Origin of the sequence: Bacillus sp. LBG-1-113, assembly GCF_020708615.1 — a bacterium.
GTDB lineage: Bacteria > Bacillota > Bacilli > Bacillales > Bacillaceae > Bacillus > Bacillus mojavensis.
Genome location: NZ_JAJFDG010000004.1, coordinates 258594 through 283854 on the forward strand (window position 1 = coordinate 258594; position 25261 = coordinate 283854).

The 25261-nt window shown below is 46.3% G+C and carries 23 protein-coding genes and 1 pseudogene; 17 read left to right on the forward strand and 7 right to left on the reverse strand.

Annotated elements, in window-relative coordinates; translation table 11 throughout:
• The first annotated feature begins 97 nt into the window (after positions 1 to 97).
• Entirely contained in the window at positions 98 to 283 is a 186-nt protein-coding gene (locus tag LJF29_RS12895) for an SE1561 family protein (protein WP_010333401.1), read from the forward strand.
• A 99-nt stretch (positions 284 to 382) separates the two neighbouring features.
• Entirely contained in the window at positions 383 to 1174 is a 792-nt protein-coding gene (pdaA, locus tag LJF29_RS12900; RefSeq protein WP_010333402.1) for a delta-lactam-biosynthetic de-N-acetylase, read from the forward strand.
• A gap of 35 nt (positions 1175 to 1209) precedes the next feature.
• Here pdaA and LJF29_RS12905 read toward each other — a convergent pair whose 3' ends face one another.
• Both LJF29_RS12905 and corA read right to left on the reverse strand, forming a co-directional pair.
• Positions 1210 to 2073, reverse strand: a complete 864-nt coding sequence (locus tag LJF29_RS12905; protein WP_229148927.1) for an NAD(P)-dependent oxidoreductase — start codon at positions 2071 to 2073, stop codon at positions 1210 to 1212.
• Between the two features lie 99 nt (positions 2074 to 2172).
• Positions 2173 to 3132, reverse strand: coding sequence for a magnesium/cobalt transporter CorA (gene corA, locus LJF29_RS12910; RefSeq protein WP_229148934.1), 960 nt, complete (start codon positions 3130 to 3132; stop codon positions 2173 to 2175).
• Positions 3133 to 3249: 117 nt separating this feature from the next.
• Here corA and LJF29_RS12915 point away from each other — a divergent pair, with 117 nt between their 5' ends.
• The 11 genes and pseudogenes from LJF29_RS12915 to LJF29_RS12965 all read left to right on the forward strand — a co-directional run bounded on the left by LJF29_RS12915 (position 3250) and on the right by LJF29_RS12965 (position 15051).
• Positions 3250 to 4113: a DNA-3-methyladenine glycosylase family protein gene (locus LJF29_RS12915; protein WP_229148936.1), complete on the forward strand. Its 864-nt coding sequence runs from the start codon at positions 3250 to 3252 to the stop codon at positions 4111 to 4113.
• A gap of 113 nt (positions 4114 to 4226) precedes the next feature.
• Positions 4227 to 5627, forward strand: coding sequence for a 23S rRNA (uracil(1939)-C(5))-methyltransferase RlmD (gene rlmD, locus LJF29_RS12920; RefSeq protein ID WP_168747214.1), 1401 nt, complete (start codon positions 4227 to 4229; stop codon positions 5625 to 5627).
• 337 nt (positions 5628 to 5964) lie between these two features.
• Complete coding sequence (locus LJF29_RS12925) at positions 5965 to 6945, forward strand: tRNA dihydrouridine synthase (protein ID WP_229148938.1); 981 nt, start codon at positions 5965 to 5967, stop codon at positions 6943 to 6945.
• A 172-nt stretch (positions 6946 to 7117) separates the two neighbouring features.
• Complete coding sequence (locus LJF29_RS12930) at positions 7118 to 7570, forward strand: DUF6884 domain-containing protein (RefSeq protein ID WP_229148939.1); 453 nt, start codon at positions 7118 to 7120, stop codon at positions 7568 to 7570.
• Positions 7571 to 7599: 29 nt separating this feature from the next.
• Positions 7600 to 7970, forward strand: a pseudogene (locus LJF29_RS12935) (hypothetical protein); the annotation flags it as partial.
• A gap of 290 nt (positions 7971 to 8260) precedes the next feature.
• Complete coding sequence (gene acoA / locus LJF29_RS12940; RefSeq protein WP_088116745.1) at positions 8261 to 9262, forward strand: acetoin:2,6-dichlorophenolindophenol oxidoreductase subunit alpha; 1002 nt, start codon at positions 8261 to 8263, stop codon at positions 9260 to 9262.
• Between the two features lies 1 nt (position 9263).
• Positions 9264 to 10292: an acetoin:2,6-dichlorophenolindophenol oxidoreductase subunit beta gene (gene acoB / locus LJF29_RS12945; protein WP_010333415.1), complete on the forward strand. Its 1029-nt coding sequence runs from the start codon at positions 9264 to 9266 to the stop codon at positions 10290 to 10292.
• Between the two features lie 13 nt (positions 10293 to 10305).
• Entirely contained in the window at positions 10306 to 11502 is a 1197-nt protein-coding gene (locus tag LJF29_RS12950) for a dihydrolipoamide acetyltransferase family protein (RefSeq protein WP_229148941.1), read from the forward strand.
• Between the two features lie 20 nt (positions 11503 to 11522).
• Entirely contained in the window at positions 11523 to 12899 is a 1377-nt protein-coding gene (gene lpdA, locus LJF29_RS12955) for a dihydrolipoyl dehydrogenase (protein WP_229148943.1), read from the forward strand.
• A gap of 102 nt (positions 12900 to 13001) precedes the next feature.
• Entirely contained in the window at positions 13002 to 14819 is a 1818-nt protein-coding gene (locus LJF29_RS12960) for a sigma-54-dependent Fis family transcriptional regulator (protein WP_229148945.1), read from the forward strand.
• Between the two features lie 52 nt (positions 14820 to 14871).
• Entirely contained in the window at positions 14872 to 15051 is a 180-nt protein-coding gene (locus tag LJF29_RS12965) for a small acid-soluble spore protein H (protein ID WP_010333419.1), read from the forward strand.
• Between the two features lie 37 nt (positions 15052 to 15088).
• On the opposite strand, the gene LJF29_RS12970 is transcribed toward LJF29_RS12965, so the two are convergent.
• From LJF29_RS12970 to LJF29_RS12990, 5 genes are read right to left on the reverse strand one after another with little or no spacing between them, the layout of a single operon-like run.
• Positions 15089 to 15418: a YnfA family protein gene (locus tag LJF29_RS12970; RefSeq protein ID WP_081720824.1), complete on the reverse strand. Its 330-nt coding sequence runs from the start codon at positions 15416 to 15418 to the stop codon at positions 15089 to 15091.
• A 50-nt stretch (positions 15419 to 15468) separates the two neighbouring features.
• Positions 15469 to 16026: a YfjD family protein gene (locus LJF29_RS12975; RefSeq protein ID WP_229148946.1), complete on the reverse strand. Its 558-nt coding sequence runs from the start codon at positions 16024 to 16026 to the stop codon at positions 15469 to 15471.
• Between the two features lie 13 nt (positions 16027 to 16039).
• A complete protein-coding gene (locus tag LJF29_RS12980; protein WP_229148948.1) occupies positions 16040 to 16816 on the reverse strand; it encodes a hypothetical protein in 777 nt (258 codons plus the stop codon).
• An 11-nt stretch (positions 16817 to 16827) separates the two neighbouring features.
• Positions 16828 to 18030, reverse strand: coding sequence for a hypothetical protein (locus LJF29_RS12985; protein WP_229148950.1), 1203 nt, complete (start codon positions 18028 to 18030; stop codon positions 16828 to 16830).
• A gap of 5 nt (positions 18031 to 18035) precedes the next feature.
• Positions 18036 to 18350: a WXG100 family type VII secretion target gene (locus tag LJF29_RS12990; RefSeq protein ID WP_229148952.1), complete on the reverse strand. Its 315-nt coding sequence runs from the start codon at positions 18348 to 18350 to the stop codon at positions 18036 to 18038.
• Positions 18351 to 18684: 334 nt separating this feature from the next.
• On the opposite strand from LJF29_RS12990, the gene glvA reads away from it, so the two are divergent.
• From glvA to LJF29_RS13010, 4 genes are all read left to right on the forward strand, one after another.
• A complete protein-coding gene (glvA, locus tag LJF29_RS12995) occupies positions 18685 to 20034 on the forward strand; it encodes a maltose-6'-phosphate glucosidase (protein ID WP_168747224.1) in 1350 nt (449 codons plus the stop codon).
• A 65-nt stretch (positions 20035 to 20099) separates the two neighbouring features.
• Positions 20100 to 20864: a MurR/RpiR family transcriptional regulator gene (locus LJF29_RS13000; RefSeq protein ID WP_010333426.1), complete on the forward strand. Its 765-nt coding sequence runs from the start codon at positions 20100 to 20102 to the stop codon at positions 20862 to 20864.
• A 14-nt stretch (positions 20865 to 20878) separates the two neighbouring features.
• On the forward strand, positions 20879 to 22462 hold the full coding sequence (malP, locus tag LJF29_RS13005) for a PTS maltose transporter subunit IIBC (RefSeq protein ID WP_229148953.1): 1584 nt from the start codon (positions 20879 to 20881) through the stop codon (positions 22460 to 22462).
• 109 nt (positions 22463 to 22571) lie between these two features.
• Positions 22572 to 24902, forward strand: a complete 2331-nt coding sequence (locus tag LJF29_RS13010; RefSeq protein ID WP_229148955.1) for a peptidase G2 autoproteolytic cleavage domain-containing protein — start codon at positions 22572 to 22574, stop codon at positions 24900 to 24902.
• Positions 24903 to 25261: the final 359 nt, after the last annotated feature.

The following is a 25261-nucleotide window of genomic DNA, read 5'->3' on the forward strand; positions in this document are numbered from 1 at the left end:
TAATTTTAGACCTGATTTGCCAAGATCGCAAGTAGCGGGGCGATTGAAAAACGGCAAAAAATGAGCTACCATGATAAAAAATGAATGGAGGCGCAGAATGGGGAACGCAGTAAACAATAAAGATCAGCAGCTTGATTATTTAAAGAACAGACTAGACATGTTTATGAACGTCATTGATTCATTAGACCCTGAAGCAACAGACGTAGAAGATATAGACAGGCTCATCGGCATGCTGGATGACCTGGAAGCCAAATATGAACGATTTAAAAAAGACTGGGAATAAAACCGCGCTTGCCGCGGTTTTTTATATTGGCATAAAGCGTCAGTATAAAATGGAGCGCCTTTCTGTAAAATAAGAAAAAATGCAGAAGGAGCGCTGGCCATGAAGTGGATGTGTGCAATATGCTGCGCCGCCGTCCTGCTTGCGGCAGGAGCAAAACAGGCAGATGCGGTACCGAATGAGCCGATTAATTGGGGCTTTAAGCGAAGCGTTAACCATCAGCCGCCTGATGCGGGAAAACAGCTGAACAGCCTGATCAAAAAATACGACGCGTTTTATTTAGGCAATACTAAAGAAAAAACAATTTATTTAACTTTTGATAACGGCTATGAAAATGGATATACGCCAAAGGTGCTTGATGTCTTAAAAAAACATCACGTGACAGGAACGTTTTTTGTCACCGGGCATTTCGTGAAAGATCAGCCCGAGCTGATCAAACGGATGTCGGATGAAGGGCATATCATCGGCAACCACTCCTTTCACCATCCAGATCTGACGACAAAAACCGCTGACCAAATTCAGGACGAGCTCGATTCAGTCAACGAAGAGGTTTATAAGATCACGGGAGAGCAGGACAATCTGTACTTACGGCCGCCGCGCGGCGTGTTCAGTGAATACGTGCTGAAAGAAACGAAACGCATGGGCTATCAAACCGTTTTCTGGTCCGTCGCTTTTGTCGACTGGAAAATCAATCATCAAAAAGGGAAAAAATACGCTTACGATCACATGATCAAACAGGCGCATCCGGGAGCGATTTACCTGCTTCACACTGTCTCCAAGGACAATGCCGAGGCGCTGGACGATGCGATTACCGATCTGAAAAAACAAGGCTATACCTTTAAAAGCATTGATGACTTGATGTTTGAGAAAGAAATGAAGCTGCCGTCTTTGTAAACAAGAAAGCCTCTCCGCAATGGAGAGGCTTCTTTCTATTTTTCTATGCATGTTATTAAAGCGGCCCAATCTAGGTCTCCAAGCCCTTTTTCAATACCATTTTCAAAATGGCTTTTCGCCAGCTCGGCAAGAGGGAGCTTGGCGGAGACCTGCTCCGCGGCGGCGAGCGCCAGATTGGTGTCCTTCAACCCTAATGACATTTTAAAGCCCGCCGGCTCAAATGTTTGCTCGGCCATGATCGTTCCGTAATTTTGATATACAGGGGAGCTGAAAAGCGCGTTGGCGATGGCTAAAAATTGCTTTTGCTCTAAACCGTATTTCTCCATCATCAGGAATGATTCAGATAACGCCTCCAGCATGGATACGAGCAGGAAATTGATGCTAATTTTCGCTGCGTTTGCTGTTTTGCTTTCTTCGCCGACGTCAAACACTTGCTGACTCAAGCTTTCGAGCAGAGGTTTTGCTGTTTTTTTTGCTTCCGCGGGTCCTGCCGCAATTATCCGAAGCGCGGCGTTTGCTGCGGCATCTGGTCTTCCCAGCACAGGAGCGGCGAGGAAGGATTGTCCTTTTTCCGCATGGGCGGCCGCGAGCTTTTCTGAGAACTCAACACTAATCGTGCTCATCGAAATGTGAATCCCATTCTCTGATAATCCTTCAATCAATCCATCTTTGCCGAATGTCACAGCGCTGACAGAATTGTCATCAGAAAGCATTGTCACGACGATATCAGCGGTCTCAGCCGCCTGGCGAGGCGTTTCTGCCACTTGGGCGCCTTGGGATCCAAATTCCTCCGTCTTTTCTTTCGTCCGATTATATACTGTCAAACGATAGCCTGCTTGTAGCACGTTTTGGGCAATGGGCTGTCCCATATTGCCAAGTCCGATCACAGCGATTTTCAATCTGATCACTCCCTGAACATTTTTTTCATTATATACAAAACGAACAGGATATGCTGGAAATCGGCTTGCCAAAATAAAAAGAACAGCTTCACGCTGTCCTCATTTAAAGATGTTGAACCATCCTTTATGTACAAACCATATCAGCATGCCGATCACAAGGGCGGCCATCAGGCCAAGCACGGCGTAATATCCGTATTCCCAGTGAAGCTCCGGCATGTTGTCGAAGTTCATGCCGTAAACACCGGCGATAAACGTGAGCGGGATAAATATCGTAGACACGATGGTCAATGTCATCATAATCGCATTCATCCGGTTGGAATTCAGTGTCACGTAGCTGTCACGCAAATCGGACGTCATGTCACGGTTAGATTCCACAATTTCTGAAAGCTTTAATAAATGATCGTAAATATCGCTGAAGTATGCCTTTGTTTCACGCTGGTCTTTGAGATGGTCAAGACTTAAAATCCGATACAGCAAATCACGCATCGGAATAATGGTCCGCCTGAGATGCAATAGGTCTGTTCTGAGCTCAAACACCTCGCTCATCAGCGTCCCGTATGTTTTGTGGCTGCGGCTGTCTTCAATCTCATTCAGCCGGTCTTCTATTTTGTACACCAGAGGAAAATATTCATCAACAAGCTGATCCATGATCATATAAGCAATATGTCCCGGCCCTTTTCTAAACAGATCCGGTGAAGCATATAAACGCTCCCGGACTTTGGCGATACCGGGTGTTTCGTGTAAATGAAAGGTGACGACAAATTTTTCGCCCTGAAAGATATCGACTTCTTCGGTCTCAAGCGTTTCCTGATTCAGCGCATGAAGCACGTAAAAGCGATAGCCGTCGTAATGGTCAAGCTTCGGGCGCTGCATATGCTGAAAACAATCTTCAATCGCAAGCGGATGAAAATGAAAAAAATCTCTCAATAACGCGGTTTCTGTTTCCTCCGGGCCGTAAAAATCAACCCAGTACCACGCAATATCCGGCTGTTCAACCCGTTCAATCGGTATATTTTTTAAAAGCTGATGCTGTGTTGTGATAGCGGTAATGTTGATCATAAACAACCCTCCACCTGCCATTATATCATGCGGCCTTTTTCAGAAAAGTATACAGTGTTTTCTGCCGGTTTCCAGCGGCGTGGTATACTGAACAAAAACGGAAAAAGGGCTGATCCTATGTGGGAAGAAAAAGTATCGGTCACACCGCCGTACCATTTTGACCGTGTGCTCGACAGGCTGGCGTTAGACCCTTTGAATGCAGTTGATCTGAAAGCGCGGGACATAAGAGTGCCGATCAGAAATAAGACCGGTGACGTATGTATTGTGAAGGTGCAGGCCTTAGGCGATGCGGACGAGCCCGAGTTTCTCGTCAGCGGGGAAACAGAGCAGGAAGACATGATGAAGGAAATCAAACGGATTTTTCAATGGGAACATAATTTGCGGCATGTCCTTGAGCATTTCTCTAAAACGAATCTTTCCGCGATATTTGAAGAGCATGCAGGCACGCCGCTTGTATTGGACTACAGCGTGTACAACTGTATCATGAAATGCATTGTGCACCAGCAGCTGAATTTATCTTTTGCGTACACCTTGACAGAACGGTTTGTCCATACGTTCGGCGAGCAGAAGGACGGCGTGTGGTGCTATCCGAAGCCGGAAACGATTGCGGCGCTGGATTATCAAGATCTGCGCGATTTGCAATTCAGCATGCGAAAAGCGGAATACGCTATTGATACGTCGCGAATGATCGCCGAAGGCACGCTCGACTTGTCAGAGCTGCCCCAAATGACAGATGAAGACATCATGAAGAAACTGATCAAAATTAGAGGCATCGGCCCGTGGACGGTACAAAACGTGCTGATGTTTGGGCTCGGACGGCCCAATTTATTCCCGCTTGCTGATATCGGACTGCAAAACGCGATCAAACGCCACTTTAATTTGGACGACAAACCGGCAAAGGATGTTATGCTCGCGATGAGCAGGGAGTGGGAGCCTTATTTGAGCTATGCGTCTTTGTATTTGTGGAGGAGTATAGAATAATTCGTCTGACAATGAAGGAAATCGTGTAAACGTGTTATACTAGAAAGATGTGAAAAAACCATTTCACTTTCTGCCATCCGCAGAAAGCTTCATATAGAAACGGAGAGAACAACGTGAACCAACAAAACAAAAAGGCGCCCGTCGAACTGAAAGTCGGACAGACCTTTCCGCTGACGATTAAACGTCTCGGGATTAACGGGGAAGGCGTCGGCTATTTCAAGAAAAAAGTCGTATTCGTGCCCGGCGCGCTTCCAGGTGAAGAGGTTGTCGTCCAAGCGACGAAAGTGCAGCCGAAGTTTTCGGAGGGACGGATCAAGAAGATTCGCAAGGCTTCGGAGCATCGGGTAGCACCGCCTTGCCCTGTCTACGAGCAGTGCGGCGGCTGCCAGCTTCAGCATCTTGCATACAGCCAGCAGCTTCGGGAAAAGCGCGACATCGTCATCCAGTCTCTGGAGCGCCATACGAAGTTCAAAGTCGAAAACATGGATATTAGAGAAACGGTCGGCATGGACAACCCATGGAACTACCGTAACAAAAGCCAATTCCAGATCGGACGCTCACAAAGCGGCAGCATCATTGCCGGCTTATACGGCCTTGATTCTCATGATATCGTGCCAATCAAAGACTGCATCGTCCAGCATCCGGCAACCAACAAAACAACAGGCATCGTCCGCCGCATTTTAGAGGACTTCAATGTGTCTGTTTATAATGAAAGAAAACGAAAAGGCGACGTCCGCACGATAGTGACGAGAGTCGGCTTTGAAACAGGCGAAGTGCAGGTCGTGCTTGTCACAGCAAAAGATACGCTTCCGCACAAGGAAGAAATCGTCAAAGCGATCCAAAAGCGCCTGCCTGAGGTGAAATCCATTATTCAAAATGTAAACGGAGCGAAAACCTCTGTTATTTTCGGTGAAAAATCAAAACCCCTCGCCGGACATACCGTAATTCAAGAAGTGCTCGGCGACGTATCTTTTGAATTGAGCGCCCGCGCCTTCTTCCAGCTCAATCCAGAGCAAACCGTCAAGCTGTATGATGAAGTGAAAAAAGCGGCGCAGCTGACCGGGAAAGAAAAAGTCGTTGACGCGTATTGCGGCGTCGGCACCATCGGCATGTGGGTGGCGGACGGAGCGAAGGAAGTCCGCGGCATGGACGTCATCAAAGAATCGATTGACGATGCCAAGAAAAATGCCAAAAAACACGGTATGACAAACGCCACGTACGTAACAGGAACAGCCGAGCACTGGCTCCCGAAATGGACGAAAGAAGGCTTCCGCCCGGACGTCGTCATCGTGGACCCGCCAAGAACCGGCTGTGACACTACGTTCCTGGACACGATCAAAAAAGTCAAACCGAAACGCTTTGTCTACGTTTCCTGCAATCCATCCACGCTTGCGAAGGATTTGCAGGCGCTGTCGAAGGACTATCGCGTGGAATATATTCAGCCTGTCGATATGTTTCCGCAGACGGCTCATGTGGAAGCGGTGGCGAAGCTTGTATTAAAATCATCTAACTAAAATAAACAATTTCTAATCAGATCTGGATTTCGGTAAAATAAACAATTCCGATTTCCGGGTCTTTTTCATGCGCAGTCCAAGCTATTGAAAGAAAATTTGCAGGAACATACACTGAAACTTGGATTATGTACCTGACCCTATGACTCAAACTGCTTTTCTAGTCGGTTTGTTTTGTCGCTTGTTATATGTTATTAGTAAAGATTTAAATGTTCAAAATTTACTTTCGTTTGATAAGAAGTGCTTATGCATGCTATAAGTGTAAAAGAAGTATGGTCAGCTTTTTAATTTTGGGATAAAGGTTTGCGTTGGTATCCCATAATGAAAGGATTTGAATGGAATGACGATAGATAATTTCTGGCGTGAATTACCACGGCCTTTTTTTGTACTGGCCCCAATGGAAGATGTGACGGATGTTGTTTTCCGTCATGTAGTAAGTGAAGCAGGCAGGCCGGATGTATTTTTTACAGAGTTTACAAACTCGGAGAGCTATTGTCACCCGGATGGGAAGGATAGTGTCCGCGGCCGTTTGACCTTCACGGAGGATGAACAGCCAATGGTGGCTCATATATGGGGAGACAAGCCTGAGAATTTTCGCCAAATGAGTATTGGTATGGCGGAGCTAGGATTTAAGGGTCTAGATATCAATATGGGCTGTCCTGTGCCTAATGTGGCAGGCAATGGGAAGGGAAGCGGCCTTATTTGCCGTCCTGAAGTTGCGGCAGAATTAATACAAGCTGCAAAAGCAGGGGGATTGCCTGTAAGTGTGAAGACAAGGCTTGGTTACACGAATGTGGATGAATGGCGCGATTGGCTGACACACGTATTGAAGCAGGACATTGCTAATCTCTCTATTCATCTTCGTACAAGAGCGGAAATGAGTAAAGTGGATGCGCATTGGGAACTCATCCCGGAGATTAAGAAACTTCGTGACGAGGTGGCGCCAGATACGCTATTGACGATCAATGGGGATATCCCTGACCGTCAAACTGGCTTGAAACTCGCTCAAGAATACGGTGTCGATGGAATTATGATTGGGCGTGGTATTTTTACAAATCCATTTGCCTTTGAAAAGGAGCCGAAAGAGCATAGCAGCAAGGAATTGCTTGATCTCTTAAGGCTGCACCTGGATCTTCATGATAAATATTCAGCATTAGAAGCGCGTCCGTACAAGCCTCTTCCTCGCTTTTTCAAGATTTATCTCCGCGGATTCCGAGGGGCGAGTGAATTAAGAAATCAATGCATGAACACAAAGTCAACGGATGAAGTGCGGGCATTGCTCGATGACTTTGAGAGAAAGTATCTTTCAGGGACAGAGTAACAGCAGTGCTTGAAAATTTAATCCAATTCTAATCCTGGATCTCGGTAAAATAAACAATTCCGATTTCCGGGTTTTTTTGTACGCAGCTTTTACTCACCTGTCTTTTCTCTAATTTATTGTAAGAAAATAATGGTATATTTAGTGGAGATATCTTATAAAGGGGGAGAGAAAAATGAAACGACTATGCATCATCCCCTGCGGCAAGAAAAAAATCTGGGATGTCCAGCCTGATGCCGGGCCGGTAAGAGCAGAGGACGCTTATCTCAGCCCGTTTCATCAGGCGTGCGAGCGGTATGCGAAAGCATTTTTCGATGAGTGGGTGATTTTGTCGGCGAAGCACGGCTTTCTTCGCCCTAATGATATCGTATCAGGAAATTACGATGTGACTTTTGGCACCGGTCATCCGAAAATCATGACAGCGGAGGAGCTGCGCCGCCAATTTTGCGAAAAGGGCTTTTCTGATATCGAAGAGCTAGTCATGCTTGGCGGGAAAAAATATCGAAGCGTCCTAAACGCCGTCATCGGCGAGCACCAGCATATCAGCTGGCCACTGTCATCGTACAAAGGCATTGGCTACATGCTTCAAGCACTGAACCGGGCGGTTGAAGACAAGCATGAACTGTAGCACGTACATATCAAGAAAAGAGTGTGAACATAAAAAAACTTGTGTTTGGCTTGCTTGCCATTGCGGTATTCGGAAGCGGACTATACATCTACCATGTATGGTTCGGTGATCCATTTACGAAAAATGCCGCAGAGCAGAAGCTTGTCTCTTATGTGAAACAAACCTATCCTAAAAAGAAATGAAGATCACGAATGGGGTATATAACGCTAAAACCTCTGAATATGTATTCCAAGCAAACGCCCAATCTCATCGCTACCCAATGTGTACGAAGGGATTTCTCCATCCTAAAGTAACGTGCGATGGGATTGAAGAAGCGTATACCGAATCAGTAGCAAAGCATGTAAATGAAGTAGCATCGAAGGCAATCGAAGCAGATCTGAAAAAAGCGGTTCCGCAATATTCAATTGATTTTCTTTCAAAAGCAGTGATTCAGTCAAACGATGCAGAGGAACTGGGAAGTTAAAAAATTTCCAAGGAAATGAATACGTCGAACATTGTCAAAGGCCGGGTGATATCCGGTCTTTTTTGCATCTGTAAATTGATACAAATGAATCAGTATGAGACAAAACGAGACACCCGTCTCAAACTGTCTCCGATGTGAAGACGAGAAGACTGATTTTACGGGCTCCAAAGATTGGCACACTTCTTGCATTTATTATCGTGAACCCTAAATAGAAGGAGGCACACACAATGGAACTGTTAAAACGAGAAGGCTTGTCATTAACTGAGGAAAAAGCGCTGTGGATGTACCAAAAGATGCTGGAAATCAGGGGCTTTGAGGACAAAGTGCATGAACTGTTCGCAGAGGGAGTGCTTCCCGGATTCGTCCATTTGTATGCTGGTGAAGAAGCGGTAGCTGTAGGCGTGTGCGCTCACTTAGATGATGGCGACAGCATTACAAGCACACACAGAGGGCATGGCCATTGTATCGCCAAGGGCTGTGATCTGAACGGCATGATGGCTGAAATTTTCGGGAAAGCGACCGGGCTTTGTAAAGGCAAAGGCGGATCGATGCACATTGCTGATCTCGATAAAGGCATGTTGGGGGCAAATGGAATCGTCGGGGGCGGGTTTACGCTCGCATGCGGGTCAGCGCTCACGGCTAAATATAAACAGACTAAAAATGTAAGCGTTTGCTTTTTCGGAGACGGAGCAAATAACCAAGGAACCTTTCATGAAGGCCTCAACTTAGCGGCTGTATGGAACCTTCCAGTTGTGTTTATTGCTGAAAACAATGGCTACGGCGAAGCCACGCCATTTGAGTACGCGTCAGCCTGTGATTCAATCGCTGATCGGGCAGCTGCCTATAACATGCCGGGAGTAACCGTGGACGGAAAAGATATTTTAGCAGTTTACCAGGCAGCGGAGGAAGCAATTGAACGAGCAAGAAATGGCGGAGGCCCGTCTTTGATTGAATGCATGACCTACCGAAACTACGGCCATTTCGAAGGAGATGCCCAAACCTATAAAACAAAGGATGAAAGAGCTGAGCACCTTGAAGAAAAGGACGCCATTCAAGGCTTTAAAAACTATCTGTTAAAAGAGACGGATGAAAAAAAACTGGCAGACATTGAACAAAGCGTGAATGAATCGATTGAAAAAGCAGTCTCCTTCAGCCAAGACAGCCCATATCCGAAAGAATCAGAGCTGCTGACAGATGTATATGTCTCATATGAAAAAGGAGGAATGTAAGATGGCAAGAGTCATAAGCATGTCAGACGCGATCAATGAGGCGATGAAACTTGCGATGAGAAGGGACGAAAATGTGCTGTTGATCGGTGAGGATGTAGCCGGAGGAGCGGCAGTCGATCATTTGCAGGACGATGAAGCATGGGGCGGCGTATTAGGCGTCACCAAAGGGCTCGTTCAGGAATTTGGACGGAGCAGGGTGCTGGATACGCCTATTTCTGAAGCGGGCTATATGGGCGCCGCTATGGCTGCGGCATCCACAGGGCTGAGACCGATTGCGGAGCTGATGTTTAACGACTTCATCGGTACGTGCTTTGACCAGGTCATCAACCAAGGGGCAAAATTCCGCTATATGTTCGGCGGAAAAGCGCAAGTGCCAATTACCGTCCGCACCACATACGGAGCGGGTTTCCGGGCTGCGGCACAGCACTCCCAGGCGCTGTACGGCCTTTTCACAAGCATTCCGGGGCTGAAGACGGTTGTTCCATCGAATCCGTATGACGCCAAAGGCCTGCTGCTTGCGGCAATCGAAGACAACGATCCGGTGTTCTTTTTTGAAGACAAAACGTCCTACAACATGAAAGGCGAAGTGCCGGAAGAGTATTATACAATCCCGCTTGGAAAAGCGGACATCAAACGCGAGGGCAGCGACATCACGCTGTTTGCGATCGGCAAGCAGGTCAATACCGCACTCGAAGCGGCAGCACAATTATCAGAAAAAGGCATCGAAGCCGAGGTACTCGATCCCCGCAGTCTGTCTCCTCTGGATGAGGACGCGATTTTCACATCATTAGAAAAAACAAACCGGCTGATCATCGTGGACGAAGCCAACCCGCGATGCAGCATAGCGACAGATATTGCCGCGATTGTGGCCGACAAAGGCTTTGATCTGCTCGATGCGCCGATTAAGCGGATTACAGCGCCGCACACACCTGTGCCGTTTTCGCCAGTGCTTGAAGATCAATATTTGCCGACACCAGATAAAATCGTCAGCGTCACGCTTGAATTGCTTGGCGAGCCGGCAGTGAATTAAAGGGGGGACACATATGGCGGTCAAAGTAGTGATGCCAAAGTTGGGAATGGCCATGAAACAAGGAGAAGTATCGATTTGGAACAAAAAAGTGGGAGATCCGGTTGAAAAAGGAGAAAGCATCGCCAGCATTCAGTCGGAAAAAATTGAAATGGAAATTGAGGCGCCAGAAAAGGGCACGCTCATTGATATCAAGGTGAAAGAAGGGGAAGAGGTTCCGCCCGGTACGGCCATCTGCTACATCGGGGATGCCGATGAATCGGTGCAGGAAGAAACGGAAGAGCCAGCCGCTGAAGCAAGCAGGCAAGCAGTTCCCCAGCCTCCTAAACATGAAAACAAACCCGCAAACACTAAAAAAGATAGACTGAAAATCTCTCCAGTCGCCAGAAAAATAGCGGAAAAAGCAGGGTTAGACCTGAAAAATCTGAAGGGCACGGGACCGGGCGGACGAATCGTGAAGGATGATGTCACAAAGGCGCTTTCTGAACAAAAAAGAGAACAGGCTGAGCCAGTATCCGACCAAAAGGCGCAGGAAACGCCGGTTACAGGCATGAGAAAAGTGATCGCGTCCAGAATGCAGGAAAGCTTGGCAAACAGCGCCCAGCTGACGATTACAATGAAGGCTGATATCACTAAGCTGGCAGCGCTTCAAAAACAGCTTGCACCGACAGCAGAGGAACGGCACGGCACGAAATTAACGATGACTCATTTTGTCTCAAGAGCTGCGGTGCTCGCTCTCCAATCACATCCTATGCTGAACAGCTTCTACAAAAATGAGCGCATTATCACACATCCTCATGTTCATCTTGGAATGGCTGTTGCTCTTGAAAAAGGGTTGGTTGTGCCTGTGATCCGCCATGCTGAAAAGAAATCGCTGATTGAACTGGCTCAATCCATCTCGGAAAATGCCAAAAAAGCACGCGAGGGACGGGCGGGAAGCGAAGAACTGCAAGGCTCAACCTTCTCTATTACAAACCTTGGCGCTTTTGGAGTGGAGCATTTCACGCCGATATTAAATCCGCCGGAAACAGGCATACTCGGCATCGGAGCAAGCTATGACACGCCGGTGTATCTAGGGGAGGAAATTGTCAGAAGCACGGTCCTGCCGCTCAGCCTGACATTTGATCACAGAGTCTGTGACGGCGCTCCGGCTGCTGCCTTTCTGAAGGCGATTAAAACATATTTGGAAGAACCGGCAGCATTAATTTTATAGGAAAAGCAGGTGAAAACGACATGACACTAGCCATTATCGGAGGGGGACCGGCAGGCTATGCCGCTGCAGTCTCAGCGGCACAGCAGGGCAGAAACGTGCTGCTCATTGACAAAGGCTCGCTTGGAGGAACCTGTCTGAATGAAGGCTGCATTCCGACGAAGTCTTTGTTAGAAAGCGCAAACGTACTTGATAAAATCAAACATGCCGGGCGCTTCGGAATTGAACTTCCGCCTGGTGCAATCTCGGTTGATTGGAACAAGATGCAGAGCAGGAAACAGCAGGTTGTCAGCCAGCTTGTCCAAGGCGTACAGTACTTAATGAAGAAAAATCAAATACAGGTCGTAAAGGGAGAGGCTTCCTTTCTTTCTGACAAGAAGCTCTTGATCAAAGGGGAGAACGGAAAAGAAATCAGAGAGGCGGAACAAATATTGATCGCAACCGGATCAGAGCCGATCGAGCTGCCCTTTGCCCCGTTTGACGGCGAATGGGTGATTGATAGCAAAGACGCACTCGCCCTTTCAGACATTCCCGCTTCGCTTGTGATTGTCGGCGGCGGTGTGATCGGCTGCGAGTATGCCGGATTGTTCGCCAGACTTGGAACGAAGGTGACGATCATTGAAACAGCCGGCCAGCTGATTCCGGCAGAGGATGAGGATATCGCCCGTCACTTTCAGGAAAAGCTTGAGGAAGACGGAGTTGAAGTTCATACCTCCTCCCGGTTAGAGCGTGTTGATCCAGCAGCCAAAACGGCGATATGGAAAAGCGGACAGCGTGAGTTTAAGACGAAGGCCGATTATGTGCTGGTGGCGATTGGAAGAAAACCTCGTCTGGATGGATTACAGCTTGAGCAGGCGGGAATTGATTTTTCCCATAAAGGTATTCCCGTAAATGAGCAGATGCAGACCAATGTGCCTCATATCTACGCATGCGGGGACGCGATCGGTGGCATTCAGCTGGCTCATGCCGCTTTCCATGAAGGGATCATCGCAGCTTCACACGCTTCAGGACGGAACGTCAAAATGAACGAAAAAAATGTGCCCCGATGTATTTATACATCCCCGGAAATTGCTTGTATCGGATTGACAGAAAAACAGGCGAGACACGTTTACGGAGATGTACAGATTGGTGAATTTCCTTTTTCCGCAAACGGGAAGGCGCTCATCAAACACCAAGCAGAAGGAAAGGTCAAAATCGTGGTTGAGCCGGAGTTCAATGAAATTGTCGGAGTATCAATGATCGGACCAGATGTGACCGAGCTCATCGGCCAGGCGGCTGCCATCATGAACGGTGAAATGACGGCGGATATGGCAGAGCATTTTATCGCGGCTCATCCGACACTCTCGGAAACGCTGCACGAAGCATTGTTAAGCACAATTGGGCTTGCGGTGCATGCATAACAAGAAAAGCTGGCGAATGCGCCAGCTTTTTTATTGTTGAAAGCGCTTTACTTTTCCCCTACAATAGATGAAAACGGCGTGTAAGGGAGGAACGATCAAGGAATGAATTCGATCCCGAACGATTTGCAAACCTGGAAACGTTTTGTGAAGGACGGCGTGCTGGACGAAGCCCGAATAAGAAAAAGGATAGCCGAGTCCTGGCATCGCTGCAGAAAGGCTGAGGTTAACCCCTATTTGGAAAAAGGCCCGAAGGTTTTGCAGCAAACGGAGCTGGATCAGCAGTCAAACAAACATTCATTCTTTCTGTCGACCGCAATGCCTTACCTGGAAAAATTGCTGCCTGCAATAAAAGAAATGGAAATGATGGCGCTATTAATTGATGCGGACGGCGTGGTGCTGGCGCTTGACGGGCATCGCCGCGCGCTCCATGAAGCCAAACGCATTAACTTTATCGAAGGCGCGTGCTGGACGGAAACGGCGGTTGGCACAAATGCAATCGGAACGGCGCTTCACATTAGCGAGCCGGTTGTCATTGAAGGTTCAGAGCATTATTCTGTCGCCTCCCATCACTGGAATTGCTCAGCAGCACCGATTCATTATGAGGACGGCAGTCTTGCGGGGGTGATTGATATCTCTTGCCCCGCAGCGCACACACCCCTAAATATGCTAGGCATTGCCACGGCGATTGCCTATGCCGCGGAACGAGAATTGGCAGCCAAAAGCAGGGAGAAAGAGCTTGAACTGCTCAGCCGCTTTGCCGATAGGGCATCGTCCCGTGTGCCGATCGTGCTTTGCAATGCCAAACAGCACATCATCGGCGCAAGCCTACCGATACAAACGTCAATACCGGATTGGCAAGGCCGGCATCTTTATGAGTTGAAGGAAAGGGGTTTTACGATCGAAAAAGCGGTCACCATGGGGGACAGCGGCAATTGTTTTTATTTATCGGAACAAAAGAAAAAAACGGCCTTTCGATTTAATGGAGTCCTCGGACAAAGCAGGCAATCGCAAGCCATGCTCATAAGCCTCGAACGAGCGGCCGCGGCAGATGCGACAGTTTGTCTGTCGGGCGAAACCGGCACGGGGAAGGAAGTCGCGGCCCGCGCGCTACATGAAAACAGCGACCGTAAGCACGGGCCGTTTGTAGCCGTGAATTGCGGAGCGATCCCGTCGGATTTAATCGAAAGCGAGCTGTTCGGCTATACAGAAGGCGCTTTTACGGGAGCGAAACGAAATGGCTACAAAGGCGCCTTCCAAAAAGCGAATCATGGCACCTTATTTCTAGATGAAATCGGAGAAATTTCCCACTCGATGCAGGTAGCGCTTTTACGGGTGCTTCAGGAACGCAAGATTACGCCGATTGGCGGGACAAAGGAAATTCCAGTTGATATCAGAGTGATTGCTGCCACACATTGTGATTTGCGTGAACTCGCAGAAAGCGGAAAAATCAGAGAGGACCTGTTTTACCGCCTTCATGTCTACCCGATTCAGCTTCCTCCTCTGCGGAACCGTCTTGAAGATATTGAGGATCTCTTTGCGTACTACACACAGAAAAATGGATGGCCGGGAGAGCTTCCGCCAGGCTTTTTGGACGTGCTGAAGCAATGGAAGTGGCCGGGGAATATCCGCGAGCTGTTTAATGTTTTTGAACGCCTTTCCATCAGATTTCCGGACGGAAGGCTGAGTGACGAGCCGCTTTCCTTATTGCTCGAAGCGTCAGGCTTGCCGATCGGCCCCGTAAAAGAAAAGCGGGCTGAAACAAAGGCGCTGAATCTCCGAGAGCAAATTCAAAAAGATATCCTCATCAATGCGCTTGAAACAGCAAAAGGAAACGTCTCCAAAGCAGCAAAAATCAGCGGCATTCCGCGCAGCACCTTCTACAAACGATTGAAAAAATTTAATATGACCGCTGGATCATAAAGCATACTTCTTTCAAGAAGTGGAAACGTTATGTGTGAAGGAGGGTGTTGAGATGAATATACAGAGAGCAAAAGAAATCGTGGAATCACCGGATATGAAAAAAGTAACATACAACGGAGTGCCGATTTACATTCAGCATGTGAATGAAGAAACCGGAACAGCAAGAATTTATCCGCTGGATGAACCGCAGCAGGAGCATGAAGTGCTTTTGAACAACTTAAAAGAGGATTAAACAAAAATGGCCCGCTTTTCATAAGCAGGCCATTTTGTTATGCTCGCGGCGCAAATAGAATCACACAAACGCCAATCAGACAAATCAGTGCGCCGATCCAGTCATACAGATCTGGAGTTTTCCGATCGACAAGCCACCCCCAAAAGACAGCTAGTACGATGAACACCCCTCCATAAGCGGCGTATACACGGCCGAAGGAAGGGAAGGATTGAAACGTCGGGAGAATGCCGTACACAATCAAGATCAGCGCCCCGGCTACCCCGTACCCGACGGGCTTCGCTTCTCTCAGCCACAGCCAAATCAAATAGCCCCCGCCAATTTCAGCAAGTCCCGCCGCTAGAAATAAAAGAATGGTCATCAGCATCACGCACACCCTTCAAACTGCAGTTGTATTTCATTATAAAGGAGCGAGACGCGTTAAAGCTTCGGATTCTCTTCAAATTCCTTCAAATACACACTGCGCTGAATCTCCGTAAATTGGCTGACCCAATTGTTTTTCGCCTCTTCCGTCATATGGGGCAGCATATAGCGTTCAACCGCTTCGAAAAATAATGGATTAGCTATGATGTTCCAAGTCGGAATGCGAACGATCTTGCCGTCAGTCTTCTCAATGATAATATCCTCAAAGAAAATCCCTTTCAAACTGTATTGATGGCGCCCCATATAAATGCGCTTGATTTCAGCAAATGGCACGCTGCGTTTTTTTGTGAAAATCTTCCCATCAGGTCCTTGTTTGATACGAAAAATAACATTTCCTCGGCTTGTGAACGCTGGTAAAACCATAGAAAATGTGATCAAGCCATAGACAATTGCCATCAATCCGCCACCTAAATAAAGCAGAGCGTATTTGGATTCGAACGTAATGGCTTCTGACACCAGCCACACACCTGCAATCACGGCGCCTCCAGTTGCGAGAAACAGCCAGATTCTGAAAAACATTTTGCTTTTCACTTTAATGACTTCATTGTTCTTCAATTGTTTTTCTCCTTTATCGCTCTTTAACAAAAAGCATATCTTTTATTATATCTACACTTGCTGTTATGACAGAAAATTCATTTTGCGTGATACCCGTGACAAGCCAAGTATGGCGGGTACCGGGCAGGATAAAAGCCATGTCATCCACTTCCGGCGCGTTATCTTTATCGTAAGACAGGCGCATCAGTGTATCCAGCTTTCCTTTACGCAATGCCAAATCATTTATAAACCGGGTAATGTCCTCCTGATAGTCGTGCTTTCCAAGGAATTCCTTCAGATAGGAGGGAGTCTCGGAAGCACCTTCCAGAAGTAATTCAAATTCATTTGATGTCAAAGCCAGGATAGATTCGCTTTTATCCTCGGTATCTATTATATTTAAAAACTCAGCTGCTTTTGTAAGCAATCCGTCACTTGATTCCATTTTTTTTATGCTATGTACTTGCTCATCAAAAAGAAGCTCATGGGAGTAGGTGCCAAATTTAGAAACGTGGCAGGAAACATTCCGTTCGCTGCCTTGTTCGTCAAACTTGGAAAGCTTTACTGTATAGTCCGCATCATTTAATACGTGGATAAACGGGCAGTACTCATCTTTTAACCTGTATTGATGATTCCGGTATTCAACAGCATCCTTCGCCAAAAGCGAACGGCAGGCTGCTTCAAATAAGAAACCGAGCTGCTCATCTTCAATTTCAGGGAAATAGGCTTGCTTCAGTGACATGCCCTGTTCAAAAAAGCCTTCGCTGTAAAAACAAAATATGAGCTCTTCTAAGCTGATCGTAAACTGATTCATAATTTATTCTCCTATCCGAATGAAAGTTTGCCTTTAAGGAAATGGGTTGCGCCGTGTATAAGCGAGTCCGCCGTTTTCTTTGCTTTGGCCATTCCTTTATGAATTGTTTTATTGGCCGCATCTATGCCGTCATTCACTGATTCTACGACCTTGCCGGCAGCTTCCAAGCCTTGCTTGGCTGTATCAACGACAGCATGAATCGGTTCTTTTAGCTTTATGGCTGCTTTTTCAGCGAAACCTGATGTGAATTTGGCAATTTTCTCCCCAACAAAACCGCCTACAGCGGAACCAATCGTACCGCCGATGACTGTGCCAACAGGGCCTAACACACTTCCGACGGCACCGCCGACGACTGCGCCTGCCGTTGCCCCGCCAGCGATAAAAATCGTGTTATTCACTGCATTGCCAACAGCTTTTGCATTTTCCCTTTTGAGCACTTCGGGTTTGTCTTCGTATTTCGAGTAGTTTTCTGCGATCTTTAAGCCTGCTCCAAACGTTTCTGTCGCTCCGGTTATCAGTGTCGCTGTAATGGCATTTCCTTTTGCGAATTTCAAGCCTGTTTTTCCGACATCCTTCAGCGTTGAGCGTACGCCGGCTTCATTAACAAATCCTCTTGTATAGCTCCTTACGCTGTTTGAAAAATTCACTGTGTCCTGCGGAAAGTACTTTGTAAACTTTTTATGTACCAGATCAGAAAATGGTCGGTTTGTCTTTTTAAACAGATATTTTGGGTTCAAAAGCACTCTGGCTGCTTTTTGATAACGGGAGCTGTCTACTGCTCTTGAAATGTCTAATAGAATGTTTGAATGGCGTGCAGTATGTAAGCCGCTTGGCTGTTTCACAAACTTTGTAAGCCCTAATCCGTAGTATTTTCCCTGGGTCAGCATAAGGGCGGTTAAGCTTGTCATCGTTCCATATTTGTCATAAGCGTTATAAAGCTTTCGTAAAATATTGTCTTGCTCAACAAATTTGTCGCTCGTTTTTCTGATGAATATCTCATTGTCACTCAGCTTGCTGACGAGCGCTTTTCCTGAGCTCCAAGCATCCCCGACCCCCGAAAAACAGCTGCTGTAGCGGGGATCGCATTGTAAAATCAGCTGTCCCAGCTCCCCATGCAAATCCTTATATTTGTTTTCCATATCAGTTAATTCTGTGACCACATCATTTGCCAGCTGTTCAAGCTTATCCGGATCAACTGCAATGTTTCCTGACACGCTATTCACCTCTCGAGTTTATGTCTTTCCTCTCTTGCTTTTCTTTCTAATTCTTCCATTCTGGCAATCTCAGCTTTTCGTTCTTCTATTTTTACGGCAGCTGCCTTAAGTTCCTGGCTTGTTTCAAGCAGCTCCTGTTCGAACTGGTCGTAGGCAGCTCTTGTTTCCTCAAAATCCTGGTCAAATGTGTCTCTTGCTTTTCCCTGCCACGCATCGCCCAATGCAGATAACCGGGAGTCAAGGAGCATTTTTGAGCTTCTGACCTCTTCTGCGGCTGCACTGTACTGATTTGCAAGCTCGATGACTTTATATGAGTCCAACTTTTGTCCCCCTGCCTTTCCTAAATTAACGCACAAATGGATGTTTTATATAAATGATTATAAATAATTCGGCATGTATCCGAATCGTACAAAAGAACCTTTTCATAAGAACTGGAAGGGCGTATATTCACTCAAATTTCACAGATGATGAGACTTTGAGAGTGCAAAAAAGGTAAAAAAATCAAATTTCTTACATGATAGCAATTGAGAAATTTCCCGCTCTATGGGAAAAAAAACTAAAACTGATCAAATGACCTAAGTGCGCCAAAAGCATTACGAGACAAGCTGTCACATGATATAAATAAAATGTAAACGTTATCAAGGAGGTCGTCATATGAAGAAAAAATCATTCTCAATCGTAATAGCGGGCGGAGGGAGCACATTTACTCCCGGGATTGTTCTGATGCTCTTGGACCATTTGGAGGAGTTTCCGATCAGAAAGCTGAAGCTGTATGACAATGATAAGGAAAGACAGGAGCGGATTGCGGGAGCCTGTGACGTTTTTATCAGAGAAAAAGCACCTGAAATTGAATTTACAGCGACGACTGATCCGGAAGAAGCTTTTACAGACGTTGATTTTGTCATGGCACACATCAGGGTAGGGAAATACGCGATGCGCGCGCTTGATGAGCAAATTCCGCTGAAGTACGGAGTTGTGGGCCAGGAGACGTGCGGGCCGGGCGGTATCGCATACGGTATGCGTTCAATTGGCGGCGTGCTTGAAATATTAGATTACATGGAAACATACTCGCCAGATGCGTGGATGCTGAATTACTCCAACCCGGCGGCGATTGTGGCGGAAGCAACGAGACGCCTCAGACCGAACTCAAAAATCCTCAACATCTGTGATATGCCGGTTGGTATCGAAGACCGTATGGCGCAAATTCTCGGCCTGTCCTCAAGAAAAGAAATGAAGGTCCGGTATTACGGGTTAAATCATTTCGGCTGGTGGACATCCATTCAGGATCAAGAGGGCAATGATTTAATGCCGAAGCTGAAGGAACATGTGTCTCAGTACGGGTATATTCCGAACGCAGAGTCCGAAGCGGTGGAGGCGAGCTGGAATGACACGTTCGCAAAAGCGCGTGACGTGCAGGCCGCCGATCCAGACACATTGCCGAATACGTATTTACAATATTATCTGTTCCCGGATGACATGGTGAAAAAATCAAATCCGAACCATACGCGGGCAAACGAAGTCATGGAAGGACGCGAAGCCTTTATTTTCAGCCAATGCGATATGATTGCACGCGAGCAGTCCTCTAAAAACAGCGACATCAAAATAGACGATCACGCGTCATATATCGTCGATCTGGCTCGTGCCATTGCCTACAATACAGGTGAAAGAATGCTTTTAATCGTTGAAAATAACGGCGCAATCGCAAACTTTGACCCGACAGCGATGGTAGAGGTGCCGTGTATCGTCGGCTCAAACGGGCCTGAACCGATCACAGTCGGAAACATTCCGCAGTTCCAAAAAGGACTGATGGAGCAGCAGGTATCAGTTGAGAAATTGACAGTTGAGGCGTGGACGGAAAAATCCTTCCAAAAACTATGGCAGGCGCTCATTCTCTCAAAAACAGTGCCGAACGCCCGTGTGGCAAGGCTCATTCTCGAAGATTTAATGGAAGCCAATAAAGATTTCTGGCCTGAGCTTGATCAAAGCCCTAGCCGCATCTCCTAACTGAAAAATCCCCCATTTTCGAAATCTATATTGTATATAATAGAAAGAAAATGGGGGGATCTGATATGCAGCTCGAAGAACTGATTAATCAGCATTACAGTAAATTAAATGACAATGATTTTCATATTCTGAAATATATATTGAATCACAAGAACACGTGCTATCGTCTTGGAATCGATGCCCTTGCGAAAGCGTGCAGTGTATCGCGTTCCTCGATTTTGCGTCTTGCCCAAAAGCTTGGTTTCAGCGGCTACAGTGAATTTCGCGTTTTTTTGAAGTGGGAAGATCAGTCGGAAGAAGGCGAGAGTATGAGTTTTCAAAAGCTGCTGGATGACATTGAAGCAAACCTGAAATTTTTAAGGACAAAGGACATGACGGACATGTGCCAGCTGATTGATGAAGCGGACCGCATGTTCGTGTACGGGTCCGGAACGGCGCAAAAGATATGCGCCCATGATTTGCAAAGAATGTTTATCCCTCTCAATAAGTATCTGATTTTAATTGAGGGCAGAAATGAATTTGACCAGATGCAGGATGATTTTAAGGTGAATGACCTGTTTATCATCATTTCGCTGTCCGGAGAAACGCCTGAGCTGATCCCGCAGGCAAGAATGCTTTCCGCAAAGGGTGTTCCCTTTATTTCCATCACGAATCTGAAAAACAATGTCCTCGCCCAACTGACACCGCATAATCTTTATGCGACAAGCAAGGCCGTGACATTGAGCGATAAAAAAGAAATTGTCGCTTTTGCGCCGTTTTTTCTCGTTGGCGAAGCATTATTCCGCGCATATGTTGATTACAAAGAAGCTGAAAAAAATGACATTGAGTAGCAGGGGGTTTTGATATGATGCAAAAAGTCCAGCGCTTTGGAAGCGCGATGTTTGTGCCTGTTCTATTATTCGCGTTCGCCGGCATTATTGTCGGTGTCAGCACACTTTTCAAAAACGAAACCCTGATGGGCCCGCTCGCCGATCCTGACGGGTTTTGGTACCAGTGCTGGTATATCATTGAGCAGGGCGGCTGGACCGTATTTAATCAAATGCCGCTCTTATTTGCCATCGGCATCCCAGTCGCTTTGGCGAAAAAAGCTCAGGCGCGTGCTTGTTTGGAAGCGCTTACGGTTTACTTGACGTTCAACTACTTTGTCAGCTCGATCCTGACGGTATGGGGAGGAGCATTCGGCGTCGACATGAACCAAGAGGTCGGCGGAACGAGCGGACTAACGATGATTGCCGGCATTAAAACGCTTGATACCAACATTATTGGGGCAATCTTTATTTCTTCCATTGTTGTATTTTTGCATAACCGCTATTTTGATAAAAAACTGCCTGATTTTCTCGGCATCTTTCAAGGCTCCACGTATATCGTCATGATTTCCTTCTTCATTATGATTCCGGTCGCTCTGGCCGTTTCTTTTATCTGGCCGATGGTCCAAACGGGAATCGGCTCGCTTCAAAGCTTCCTTGTTGCCTCGGGGGCAGCAGGTGTATGGGTTTACACGTTCCTGGAACGGATTTTGATCCCGACCGGTCTTCATCATTTTATTTACACGCCGTTCATCTACGGCCCGGCTGTGGCGGAAGGCGGTATCGTCACGTATTGGGCGCAGCACCTCGGTGAATATTCACAAAGCGCCAAACCGCTGAAGGAGCTGTTCCCGCAAGGCGGATTCGCGCTTCACGGCAATTCGAAAATCTTCGGCATTCCGGGGATTGCGCTCGCGTTTTATGTCACAGCCAAAAAGGAAAAGAAAAAACTCGTCGCCGGCCTGCTGATTCCTGTCACACTTACGGCGATCGTCGCCGGCATTACAGAGCCGATTGAGTTTACTTTCTTATTCATCTCTCCTTTCCTATTTGCGGTTCACGCCGTACTCGCCGCGACAATGTCGACGGTCATGTATATGGCCGGTGTTGTCGGAAACATGGGGGGCGGGTTAATCGAGGCGGTTACCCTGAACTGGATTCCGCTCTTTGGCAGCCACGGTATGACGTATGTGTATCAAGTTCTGATTGGACTCTCATTTACTGCTATTTATTTTTTCGTCTTCCGATTTCTGATCCTTAAATTCAATATTGCCACACCGGGACGTGAAATTGACGATCAGCAGGAAACAAAGCTGTATTCAAAACAGGAATACAGAGAAAGAAAAAACAAAAAGGACGAAACAGCCTCCGCTGCGGAAACGGCAGATGAAACCGCTGCATTGTACATCGAAGCGTTAGGCGGAAAAGACAACATCACCGAGGTCACAAACTGCGCCACCCGCCTCAGAGTCAGCGTCAAGGATGAAAAAAAGGTCGAACCCGACAGCGTCTTCCGCGCGCTTGGCGCACACGGCGTCGTCAGAAACGGGAAAGCGTTTCAGGTGATTATTGGATTGAGTGTGCCGCAAATGCGGGAGCGTGTGGAAAAATTACTAAGTTGAATAGTCAAGGTTTATCAGTGCGCTGTTTTAAGACAGCGCATTTTTGTTTGTCATACGTTTGCCATCTATAAGTGTAAGGGATGTTTATCAAAAATTAGGGGGTAGAAAAATGGAGAACTATACAACATTTTTAGGTCTTTACAAACCTGAAAAAACTGAAAGTGTTGAAATTGATTCAAAGCTTGCTGAGAATTTTGAAACAATCGATCGTAAAATTGGGACTGCACTCTATGATGGAACAACAACATTTGAAAACTTAAATGAACGACTCAAAATGTATGAAAACAGATTTGAGTATCATGAAGAACGAAACGTAATGGATTATGGAGCCAAAGGAGACGGAGTTACGGATGATACGCAAGCATTTCAGGATGCGATGGCCGAGGGCGGTTATCTGATAAAAGTTCCTGCAGGCGTATTTAGGGTATCTGGATTGCTTGTTCCTTCGAATACAATGCTGATTGGAGCAGGTAAGAAAAGAACCATCATCAAGTTATTAGACGACACACCAGTGGGTCACTCTGTACTTACCAATAGTGATCATACAAATGGTAATGAAAATATCTATATTGGACATGTAACACTGGACTGGAATAAAGATACGCGCCCTGCTGGGTGGAAGATCCCTAAAGGCCCCACTTCAAGCTGCTTGCTTTTTGCAAATGTGGATTACTCATTTGTGGAGCATGTTTTTGCAAAAAATGCCGGCCTTCACGGATTCGATGCTACAAGCCCAAATTATAACAGACATGGAGAAAATGATGATCCTGCCTTTTATCAGCTTGGTGGCTGCAACTTTGTAACCTTTTCATATTGTGAAGCAACAGGCTCGGGTGATGACAATTTCACATGCCACTTTGGAAAGCATACGACTTTCAGTCATTGTCTATCCTATCATCCAATGGGGTTAAATGATGGATCTTCAAATACAAACTGTTTTGAAATTGATGATGGCTCACAGGATGTAATGGTTGATAGCTGCATCGCAATTGGAGGAGTTCGAGGATTTGAAATTAAAGCACATGACTATGCTCCGGCTGCGAAAAGAGTTCAGCTCGTGAACTGCCGTGCCTATGAGAATGCGATTAGTTTTTGCATTCGGCATATAGGACACCACACAGCAAGTGATCCTCAATCAGCATCAGCTCATGATGTTCAGCTGGCTAACTGTATCGCATATAACCCTAAGCCAAATGATCTTTATAAAGGGGCAGGACCAAATGCTCTGCAAATTTCAGGCTACGATGGTGTCAACGTGGTGAATTTTCATGCTATATGCGATGATTCATCAATTAACTATAAGGGAAATTCAGTTGTAAGTGTGTATTATAAAGGGCGCCTAATCAATTTGAAGAATATAACGATTCGAGGATTTAAGACTGCTGATAATGATATTTATATTGTAGGTGGCGACAATTCTGTCGGCAAAGTAATGATTGATGGTGTGACTTTGATTGATTCAGCCGAAAAGGGTGTTGTTTTCGGGAGCGGTATGTACGAGTCTGTCGTTAGTAATGTATGGGGGCAAAGATCGCCTAAAAATAACAGTGGTACTGTTGGTATTTATTCTACTGATCCGGATCTCAATGTTTCTAATTGTGATTTTTCAGGCTACGAAACCGACTTTAAAATTGGCGGAGTCGTGACGCCGTACTTTTTGTTTAAACATAAAGGAAGCGGAGTTATTGGTTCTCGTGAATCTCATGCTACTGGAAATAATAATTTTGTAGCCGGATCAGTTCGGGGAAGAGCAACTGGCGCTGCCCAATCTTCAGTGATTGCCTCATATAATACGATCAATCCGAATTCAGACTCAGTTGCTCTGGGATGGGCAAGCGGGAGCACACCATCCTCAGCAAACAGAAAGATTGAACTTCATGCAAAAGATGGAACGATTAAGGCTTCAGGAAGCATAAAAAGTTCCCAAACGTTCACCGATTACGCAGAGTATTTTGAGAGTTTAAGCGGTGACAAAATTCCGACAGGAACCTTGGTTACTCTGGAAGGAGATAAGATTAGACCTGCGAATAAAGGTGACATTATGCTTGGAGTTATTTCTGAAACAGCAGGTGTGATTCTTGGTGAGTCAAGCTTTCATTGGTCCGGAAGATACTTGAAGAATGATTTTGGCGGATATATTTATGAGAAACAGAAAGGTGCTAATGGCCAGCTCGTCATGGCACCTAGGGAAAATCCCGATTATAAGCCGAATAAGAACTATGCTTCTAGGGAAGACAGGGATGAATGGAATGTTGTGGGGCTTGTAGGGCAGGTTTATGTAAGATGTGACAGCACAGTAAAAGCTGGAGACTTTATTCAAGCACATAACGGAATTGCAACAAAAACTGAATCTCCTAAACAAAACTGGCAGGTCATGAGAGTAATAAAAGAGTTCGACAAGAGCAAGGAATATGGAGTGGCTTTAGTTTTTATTAGGTAATATAAAATGTGCAGATCCTAAATAGAGGTGCTTTGCGCTCTATTTAGGGTTTTACATAAGATTTTAGAAATGTATCACCTCATTTTTTATCAGAGAAGCATTCCTCGCAAAAAAGGTCTTCGTTTTAACATTTCTATTTTTATTTTTCCTTTAGTTCAATTTATCTTTATAGTGTCTTTTCATTGACCTTAGTCAATCCCGCATCTTAACTTCTGTAGAGTAAAATTAATGATACTTTTAATGAATGCAGTTCAGCCAGGGAATGCTCTTAAATGAAAGGTAAGGTGAGTATTGTCATCAATCGGTTTTATTGCATTCGGCTCGATGGGCACTGAGAAGCCTCTTTTCGGAGCGTATAA

Bases quoted from the DNA above. Each gene is read 5' to 3' on its own strand.
- LJF29_RS12895 (WP_010333401.1), top strand. From the start codon at position 98: ATGGGGAACGCAGTAAACAATAAAGATCAGCAGCTTGATTATTTAAAG.
- pdaA (WP_010333402.1), top strand. From the start codon at position 383: ATGAAGTGGATGTGTGCAATATGCTGCGCCGCCGTCCTGCTTGCGGCA.
- corA (WP_229148934.1), bottom strand. From the start codon at position 3,132: ATGATCAACATTACCGCTATCACAACACAGCATCAGCTTTTAAAAAAT.
- LJF29_RS12915 (WP_229148936.1), top strand. From the start codon at position 3,250: ATGTGGGAAGAAAAAGTATCGGTCACACCGCCGTACCATTTTGACCGT.
- LJF29_RS12925 (WP_229148938.1), top strand. From the start codon at position 5,965: ATGACGATAGATAATTTCTGGCGTGAATTACCACGGCCTTTTTTTGTA.
- LJF29_RS12930 (WP_229148939.1), top strand. From the start codon at position 7,118: ATGAAACGACTATGCATCATCCCCTGCGGCAAGAAAAAAATCTGGGAT.
- acoA (WP_088116745.1), top strand. From the start codon at position 8,261: ATGGAACTGTTAAAACGAGAAGGCTTGTCATTAACTGAGGAAAAAGCG.
- acoB (WP_010333415.1), top strand. From the start codon at position 9,264: ATGGCAAGAGTCATAAGCATGTCAGACGCGATCAATGAGGCGATGAAA.
- LJF29_RS12950 (WP_229148941.1), top strand. From the start codon at position 10,306: ATGGCGGTCAAAGTAGTGATGCCAAAGTTGGGAATGGCCATGAAACAA.
- lpdA (WP_229148943.1), top strand. From the start codon at position 11,523: ATGACACTAGCCATTATCGGAGGGGGACCGGCAGGCTATGCCGCTGCA.
- LJF29_RS12960 (WP_229148945.1), top strand. From the start codon at position 13,002: ATGAATTCGATCCCGAACGATTTGCAAACCTGGAAACGTTTTGTGAAG.
- LJF29_RS12965 (WP_010333419.1), top strand. From the start codon at position 14,872: ATGAATATACAGAGAGCAAAAGAAATCGTGGAATCACCGGATATGAAA.
- LJF29_RS12980 (WP_229148948.1), bottom strand. From the start codon at position 16,816: ATGAATCAGTTTACGATCAGCTTAGAAGAGCTCATATTTTGTTTTTAC.
- glvA (WP_168747224.1), top strand. From the start codon at position 18,685: ATGAAGAAAAAATCATTCTCAATCGTAATAGCGGGCGGAGGGAGCACA.
- LJF29_RS13000 (WP_010333426.1), top strand. From the start codon at position 20,100: ATGCAGCTCGAAGAACTGATTAATCAGCATTACAGTAAATTAAATGAC.
- malP (WP_229148953.1), top strand. From the start codon at position 20,879: ATGATGCAAAAAGTCCAGCGCTTTGGAAGCGCGATGTTTGTGCCTGTT.
- LJF29_RS13010 (WP_229148955.1), top strand. From the start codon at position 22,572: ATGGAGAACTATACAACATTTTTAGGTCTTTACAAACCTGAAAAAACT.